At 55.0% G+C, this 6,413-nt stretch carries 6 protein-coding genes and 1 pseudogene; 4 read left to right on the forward strand and 3 right to left on the reverse strand.

Annotation, left to right across the window (positions count from 1 at the left end; translation table 11 throughout):
• Complete coding sequence (waaA, locus tag HMPREF2572_RS02845; protein WP_070496186.1) at positions 1-1,278, reverse strand: lipid IV(A) 3-deoxy-D-manno-octulosonic acid transferase; 1,278 nt, start codon at positions 1,276-1,278, stop codon at positions 1-3.
• Between the two features lie 310 nt (positions 1,279-1,588).
• On the opposite strand from waaA, the gene HMPREF2572_RS02855 reads away from it, so the two are divergent.
• From HMPREF2572_RS02855 to HMPREF2572_RS02865, 3 genes are all read left to right on the forward strand, one after another.
• Positions 1,589-2,344 carry a class I SAM-dependent methyltransferase gene (locus tag HMPREF2572_RS02855; protein WP_070496188.1) on the forward strand — a complete coding sequence of 252 codons (756 nt, stop codon included), beginning with the start codon at positions 1,589-1,591 and terminating at the stop codon, positions 2,342-2,344.
• A gap of 73 nt (positions 2,345-2,417) precedes the next feature.
• A complete protein-coding gene (locus HMPREF2572_RS02860; RefSeq protein WP_003759394.1) occupies positions 2,418-2,867 on the forward strand; it encodes a DUF3290 family protein in 450 nt (149 codons plus the stop codon).
• Positions 2,868-2,879: 12 nt separating this feature from the next.
• Positions 2,880-3,509 (forward strand): DUF421 domain-containing protein, encoded by a 630-nt coding sequence (locus HMPREF2572_RS02865; protein WP_070496189.1) that lies wholly within the window; start codon positions 2,880-2,882, stop codon positions 3,507-3,509.
• A 139-nt stretch (positions 3,510-3,648) separates the two neighbouring features.
• Here HMPREF2572_RS02865 and HMPREF2572_RS02870 read toward each other — a convergent pair whose 3' ends face one another.
• Both HMPREF2572_RS02870 and HMPREF2572_RS02875 read right to left on the reverse strand, forming a co-directional pair.
• The gene (locus tag HMPREF2572_RS02870; RefSeq protein ID WP_070496190.1) at positions 3,649-5,088 is read right to left on the reverse strand and encodes a surface lipoprotein assembly modifier; all 1,440 of its coding nucleotides are present in this window, start codon (positions 5,086-5,088) and stop codon (positions 3,649-3,651) included.
• Positions 5,089-5,211: 123 nt separating this feature from the next.
• Complete coding sequence (locus HMPREF2572_RS02875; protein ID WP_070496191.1) at positions 5,212-5,952, reverse strand: Slam-dependent surface lipoprotein; 741 nt, start codon at positions 5,950-5,952, stop codon at positions 5,212-5,214.
• Positions 5,953-6,145: 193 nt separating this feature from the next.
• On the opposite strand from HMPREF2572_RS02875, the pseudogene HMPREF2572_RS14745 reads away from it, so the two are divergent.
• Positions 6,146-6,262, forward strand: a pseudogene (locus tag HMPREF2572_RS14745) (IS5/IS1182 family transposase); the annotation flags it as partial.
• Positions 6,263-6,413: the final 151 nt, after the last annotated feature.

Consider the following 6,413-nt stretch of genomic DNA (forward strand, 5'->3'; position numbering starts at 1 on the left):
TTAAGCTTTTTCGTGTGTCAGATGGCGTACCGACGCGGCGATTTCGTCCGCCATCCGACGGCTGGCACCTTGATGGCCGGCGACGAAGCGTGCCGCCTGTTGGGCGAAATGGCTGCGCTCGCTCGGATTTTCCAAACAGGCAGCCACAAAGGTGCGCCATTCGTCCGCGTTTTGCACCTGCACCGCCGCCCCAGCTTCCAACGCGCTGCGGCAGGCGGCGGCAAAGTTGTAGGTGGAAAAGCCGAACACGGTCGGAATGCCGCAGGCTATCGGCTCGATGATGTTTTGACAGCCGCTGTCCACGAGGCTGCCGCCGACAAAGGCGACATCGGCGCTGAGGTAGTAGGCAAAGAGTTCGCCCATGCTGTCGCCGATCCAGACTTGGGTCTGCTGGGAAACCGGCAGGTTGTCGCTGCGTTTTTGAACGGTATAACCCAATGCCTGCGCTGTTTCAAAGGTCGTCTGAAAACTCTCCGGATGGCGCGGCACGATAACCAGTAAGGCGTCGCCGGCATAGCTTTTCCAGGCTTCGAGCAAGAGCGCCGCCTCGTCTTGGTCTTTGTAAAAACGGGTACTGGCGCAGACGGCGACGGCGCGCGCGCCTATGCGTTCGCGGAAGGCGGCAGCCAGCGCGCGCATCCGTTCGGGTGGGGAAATATCGTATTTGGTGTTGCCGCAGACATGGACGTTGGACGCGCCGATTAAGTGCAGCCGCTCCGCGTCTTCGGCGGTTTGCGCAAAACAGCCGCTTAAGGTTTGCAGCGCAGGCTCGAACAGATTGCGGATTTTCAAATAGCCGCGCTGCGATTTTTCAGACAGGCGGGCGTTGGCGAGAAACAGTGGAACGTGCGCGTCGGCGCAGGCGTGCATGAGGTTGGGCCAGATTTCCGTTTCCATCAGTACGCCGAACAGGGGGCTGTGTTCCTTCAGGAATTGGGCGACCCATTCGGGCTTGTCGTAAGGCAGATAACGGCATTGCGCGTCGGGGAACAATTCTTTTGCGGCGGCGCGGCCTGTCGGCGTCATTTGGGTCATGAGCAGCGGCGCGTCGGGGAAATGGCGGCGCAACGCGTCCACCAAAGGCTGCGCGGCACGGGTTTCGCCGACCGACACGGCATGCACCCAAATCGGACGCTGCACAGGCTGGTCAAACGGCTCGCCGAAACGCTCGCCCCAGTGGTAGAGATAGGCGGGCGATTTGGCGGCGCGCTTTTTGAGATAGTGACGGATAAGCGGCGGCGCGATGCGCCATAATTGCGTGTAAAACCAACGATTCATGTATTCCACTCGAAAACGGTACGGACGGGAAGGCGGACGCTGCACGACGGGGCGGAATGTAGGCGGTTGGCGGTTTCAAACGGCCTGTCGCCGAACCTCCGGTTTCCCAGACCTATTCTAGCCGATTTTGCCGCTTCGCCCACGCCTCTTTTGAGCTGACTTGATGTAACGGCGAAAAAAAGGTCGTCTGAAAACCCGAAATCCGATTTTCAGACGACCTTTGTTCCAAGAACGGATAAAATCCGTATCGGCTTCAAGCGAATTCCCGATATAATCCGCCCTTTTCAGACGACCCCGACCCGCAACCGCCATGACGCCCATTTATCTCGCCGACACCGCCACCGAATCCGCCCGCCTTTTGGCGCGGCAATTCCAGCTTCCGATTTTGTCCGACCTGCCCGACAGCGGCGAATACCTGCTTGCCGATGCCGAAGGCGTCAGCTTGTGCCGCGCGGGGGAGAAAGGGCGCGTGCGCGTCGATTTCGGCGGCGGCGCAGCCCAATACCGGCGCACCAAAGGCGGCGGCGAGCTGATTGCCAAGGCGGTCAACCACACAACCAAACCGACCGTTTGGGACTGTACCGGCGGACTCGGGCGCGACAGCTTCGTCCTCGCCTCGCTCGGTTTGAACGTCCAAACCTTCGAGCAGCATCCCGCCGTCGCCTGCCTGCTTGCCGACGGTCTCGAACGCGCGCTGCAAGACACTGAAATTCAAGACATCGCCCGCCGCATTACTTTCCGTCACGGCAATGCCGTCGAGTTGATGCGGGAACTCGCCGCCCAATCGCGCCCTGATATCGTGTACCTCGACCCCATGTACCCCGAACGTCAAAAATCCGCCGCCGTCAAAAAAGAAATGGCGTATTTCCACAGCGTCGTCGGTGCCGCCCAAGAAGAAGCCAAGCTGCTTGCCGCCGCCCGCGCCGTTGCCAAAAAACGCGTCGTCGTCAAACGCCCGCGTCTCGGCGAATATCTCAACGGCGAAAAACCCGCCTACCAATACACGGGCAAAAGCACCCGCTTTGATGTATACTTGCCCGACCATCCTGTTAAAGATGAGGCGTAGTTCAAAATACGAAAAGGTCGTCTGAAAACTGGTTTTCAGACGACCTTTATTCCTTCCAACTGACTTGAAAATCATGAAATTCTTCACACACTTTTATCTTGAAAACCATATGTATTTCAACGACTACTTGAAATACGTCCTGATTTTCGCCGCGCTCGTCGTCCTCCTGCTCGCCGTATCGCAATACCTGCGCCACCGCATGGATACCAAATACCGCGACCTGAGCATCATTGCCCTGCTGCTGCTTATCCTCATCAGCGGTATCCAATACCTCTCATACAGCGAACGTCAAAACTTCGCCGCGGATACATCACGCATGGTCGGTTTTCTCAATGCCTTGATTGAAAACCAAAAAGTGGAAAAGCGCGACATCAGCGTCAACAGCACGCACTTATACAACGGCATGATCGTCGGCATCAAAAACCAATACTACGAAGTCCATTTCAATCAAGACTTCTCTGCCTACACGCTCACGCCCACCAATCTGGTCAACAACAACATCGAACTCATCGATAAAGAATAACAGGACACACTCATGGAAGCATACTCCCTCCTTGCCCTCAAACTCCTCATGGGCATCTTAGGTTTGGTTTTTCAAATCAACCTCTTAGGTAAAGGCAACCTTGCCCCCACCTCCGCCATGGACCAAGTGCAAAACTTCGTTCTCGGCGGCATCATCGGCGGCGTGATTTACAGCGACAGCGTCGGGCTTTTGCAGTTTTTCCTCGTGATGGTTTTGTGGACGCTTTTGGTATTGAGCCTCAAGTTCGTCAAAAACAACAACCGCTGGGTTAAATCCATCATTGACGGGAAGTCCGTCTGGGTTATTGTCAACGGCGAGATCCAAACCGAAGAATGTATGAAAAACGGCATCAGCGCACACGACCTGATGTTTAAGCTCCGTGCCGCCGGTATCTACGAAATTGCTGCCGTGAAGCGCGCCGTCATGGAGCAAAACGGGCAGCTTACCGTTATCCAATACGGCGACGAAAGCCTGCGTTACCCCTTGATTACCGACGGGCAAATCGACCATGACATCTTAGAAATCATCAAACGCGACGACGAGTGGCTGAAACAGGAACTTGACCGCCTCCATCTTGATGCCTCGAAAGTCTATATCGGCGAATATATCGACGGGAAATTGGTGGCACACCCGTATCCTTGATGGTGAAAATGAAGGTTGTGTTTGGGTAAGGTTTATTCGCAATAAACCTATCGTCAATCCAATGCCCAAATATAGTCAAAAGAAAAAAGGTCGTCTGAAAACTGAATTTCAGACGACCTTTGTGTTTCTGCATCCTGCGTTAGAACGATTTGACCAGCGACAGACCGACTTCGTTTTGCTTGTAGCTGTACAGCCAGTCGGTGTTGCCGTGGACGCGGCGGTGTTTGTAGCTGAGGACGGGCTTGAGTCCGCCGAATTTCCAGCGGTCCGCGCCTATGCTGAGGCGGTAGGTTTGCTCTTTGTCGCGGCGGCGTTGTTCGAGTACGGCGTTTTCTTCGCGGTGGCTGCGGATGCCGAAGGAGGCGGAGGCGGAGGCGTCAAAACCGGCTTCAAACATTTTTGCCGCGCCCAGCCGTGCGGAGATGAGGCGGTAGCTGTCCACCGGTTCTTTGGCTTTGCGCTGCTGCCAGTCTATGCCGCCGTAGAGCATGAGGTCGTTGCGCGGGAAGTAGGATAGGGTGTTGTAAACGGAGAAGAGGCTGCCGTCGAGCAGGCGGGTTTTGTCGGAATAGGAGAGGTGTTTCCACTCGGCTTCGGTGTTCCAAGTCCAGCTGCCTTTGTCGAGGTTCCACTCGCTGCGTACGCCGTAGGCGCGGTTGTGGGTTTTGCCGCCGCTGCCGTTCCATTCGACAAGCGGGGCAAGGGCGAAGGTGTGGCGGTGGTTTTCAAACTGGTAGCCTGCGCTGAGGTTGAGCGTGTGTTCGTTGAAGTCTTTATGGTCGCGGTAGAAGCGGCCGTAGCCGAGCGCGCGGGTGGCGATGCCGTGGTGTCCTTTAATCTGCCAGCGGCGGACGGCGGCGGCTTCGTATTTGATGCCGTTGGCGGAAATGGGTTTGTCGCCGGAAAACTCTTCCCAGCATTCGCCGTCGATTTCGGTTTTACACCACACTTTGCCGCTGGCTTCGTTGATGTTGCTGTTGTGGACGGCCCCGACGGAAAGGCTGCCCTGCCAGCTTTGGCGTTGGTTTAGAGAGTCGCGGAAATGGCCGATGTTTTCTTTGACGGCTTCGGGCAGGTCTTCGTTTTGAAGGCGCATAAATTCGGAAGTGGCTTCGCGGTTCAGACGACCTTCAAAGAGCAGGCGGGCGTAATCGAGCCGTCCGCGCGTGAAGTCGGGGTGGCGTTGCAGCAGGGTTTCGTAGTCTTGTTTGGCGGCTTTCCATCTGCCTTCGCCGCGGGCGAGCGAGGCGCGGGCAAAGAGAGCGATGTCAGGATCGTATTCGGTTTGCTGTGTATAACGCTCGAGCAGCGGGCGCACAGTTTGCCAGTCGCTGTGGTTGACGGCGTTAAACAGGGCTTCGCCTTGGTCGGCTTCAGGATCGGTTTCGGCTGTCTGCCCGATGTTTTCCGAGGGAATGTCGAGGCGGTATTCGCGCACTTTTTGTTCCTGTTCCTGCATGGTTTGGCGGGTGTTCTGCCACAGGCGTTGCGCGGTACGATCGTCTGAAAAATCAGAACGGGGCGCGGCAAGGACGGGCGCGGCGAGAAACAGGAGAAGGCAGGCAGACGGTTTGTACATGATGTCGGCTTTCCGGTCGGCGGTTTTCAGACGACCTTGAGAAGGTTGGCGGGCTGGTGTTTAAAAAAGCCTGCGTGAAGCAGGCTTTCATTTTACTTAACTCATTTTACTTAACTAGGGATTTTAGCGTTTTACACCGCCGTATGCCGTATCCAAGTTGCGGTCGGTTTTAAATTTGGCAACACCGGCCAGCGCGCTTGCGTTGTGACCGAAGAAGTGGCCTTCGGTTTTACCGAAGTGGCCGTTGGCGCGGGCATAGCCTTCAAACGATGCGCTAGACGGTTTGATGCGGGCATGGACATCCATGTTTACCGCGTTGTTCTTCATAGAACCGGCCAAGACGCGTTGACCGAAGTCTGCGCGCAAAGTACCCACCATCGGGTTGTTGCCGGTGTAGTTGTTGATACCTTTAACTGCGTAGTTGGCTACGCCTGATACCGGCATAGAGGTAGCGCGTCTGTCGCCTGAGTAGAAAACGCCGCGATTGGTGCCTTTGGCGTATTCTTTGCCGACCCACTCGCCGTAGTACACTTCAGAGCCGCCGCTCTTGATGGTGTTGAACGCATAGCGGCCGAGGTTTTGACGGGTGTATGCGTCGTTGACCTGTACGGTTTTCACGCCGTTGCGGTCTACATTGCCGGGCATGCGGTTGACGTTGGTGTAGTACACGCCTGAACGGTAGGCAGCGTGTTTCATCACTTTTTCGCCTTCGGCTTCAGATGCGGGTTTGCCCCATTTTTTGCCGTATTTGTGGTTTTTGTAACCATAATCAAACGGGTTGTGGTAATCGTTGGCGGCAAATACGCCTGCGCTGAACAAAACAGCCAAAACAGCAGCGGTGGTTTTTTGCAGATTCAGTTTCATGATACGCTCCTTAGGGGAAAAACGATGGTTGGGAAAATAATGTTCCGTCCGTGTCAGTGTGAGCAGACTATCGTTATGTGAGGAGACTTGTTTTTCTTTTTTCTGAACATCATTCTAGAGGGGGAGTGTTAGAGGAGAATTAGCGGATGTCTTAGGGAGTGTCTTAATGAGATAAGAATATTTATTTTTGGTTAAGATGTATAGTGGATTAAATTTAAATCAGGACAAGGCGACGAAGCCGTAGACAGTACAAATAGTACGGCAAGGCGAGGCAGCGCCGTACTGGTTTAAAGTTAATCCACTATATTTGGAATTGGTGCGGCGTCTGGTGTTGTCCCGTTGAATTTCCCGTGATTCGGTTGTTTTGCCGTTATGGGTATTCAACTTGCGGGCGCGGTGGTGTATGAGAGAAAAGGTTGATATAAAACAAAAAAAGGTCGTCTGAAACTTTTCAGACGACC

This window comes from Neisseria sp. HMSC064E01 (genome assembly GCF_001808875.1).
In the GTDB taxonomy this organism is placed as follows: domain Bacteria; phylum Pseudomonadota; class Gammaproteobacteria; order Burkholderiales; family Neisseriaceae; genus Neisseria; species Neisseria sicca_A.

What these genes read in the sequence shown, in the direction of transcription:
- waaA (WP_070496186.1), bottom strand. Translation starts at nt 1,278, where the DNA reads ATGAATCGTTGGTTTTACACGCAATTATGGCGCATCGCGCCGCCGCTT.
- HMPREF2572_RS02855 (WP_070496188.1), top strand. Translation starts at nt 1,589, where the DNA reads ATGACGCCCATTTATCTCGCCGACACCGCCACCGAATCCGCCCGCCTT.
- HMPREF2572_RS02860 (WP_003759394.1), top strand. Translation starts at nt 2,418, where the DNA reads ATGAAATTCTTCACACACTTTTATCTTGAAAACCATATGTATTTCAAC.
- HMPREF2572_RS02865 (WP_070496189.1), top strand. Translation starts at nt 2,880, where the DNA reads ATGGAAGCATACTCCCTCCTTGCCCTCAAACTCCTCATGGGCATCTTA.
- HMPREF2572_RS02870 (WP_070496190.1), bottom strand. Translation starts at nt 5,088, where the DNA reads ATGTACAAACCGTCTGCCTGCCTTCTCCTGTTTCTCGCCGCGCCCGTC.
- HMPREF2572_RS02875 (WP_070496191.1), bottom strand. Translation starts at nt 5,952, where the DNA reads ATGAAACTGAATCTGCAAAAAACCACCGCTGCTGTTTTGGCTGTTTTG.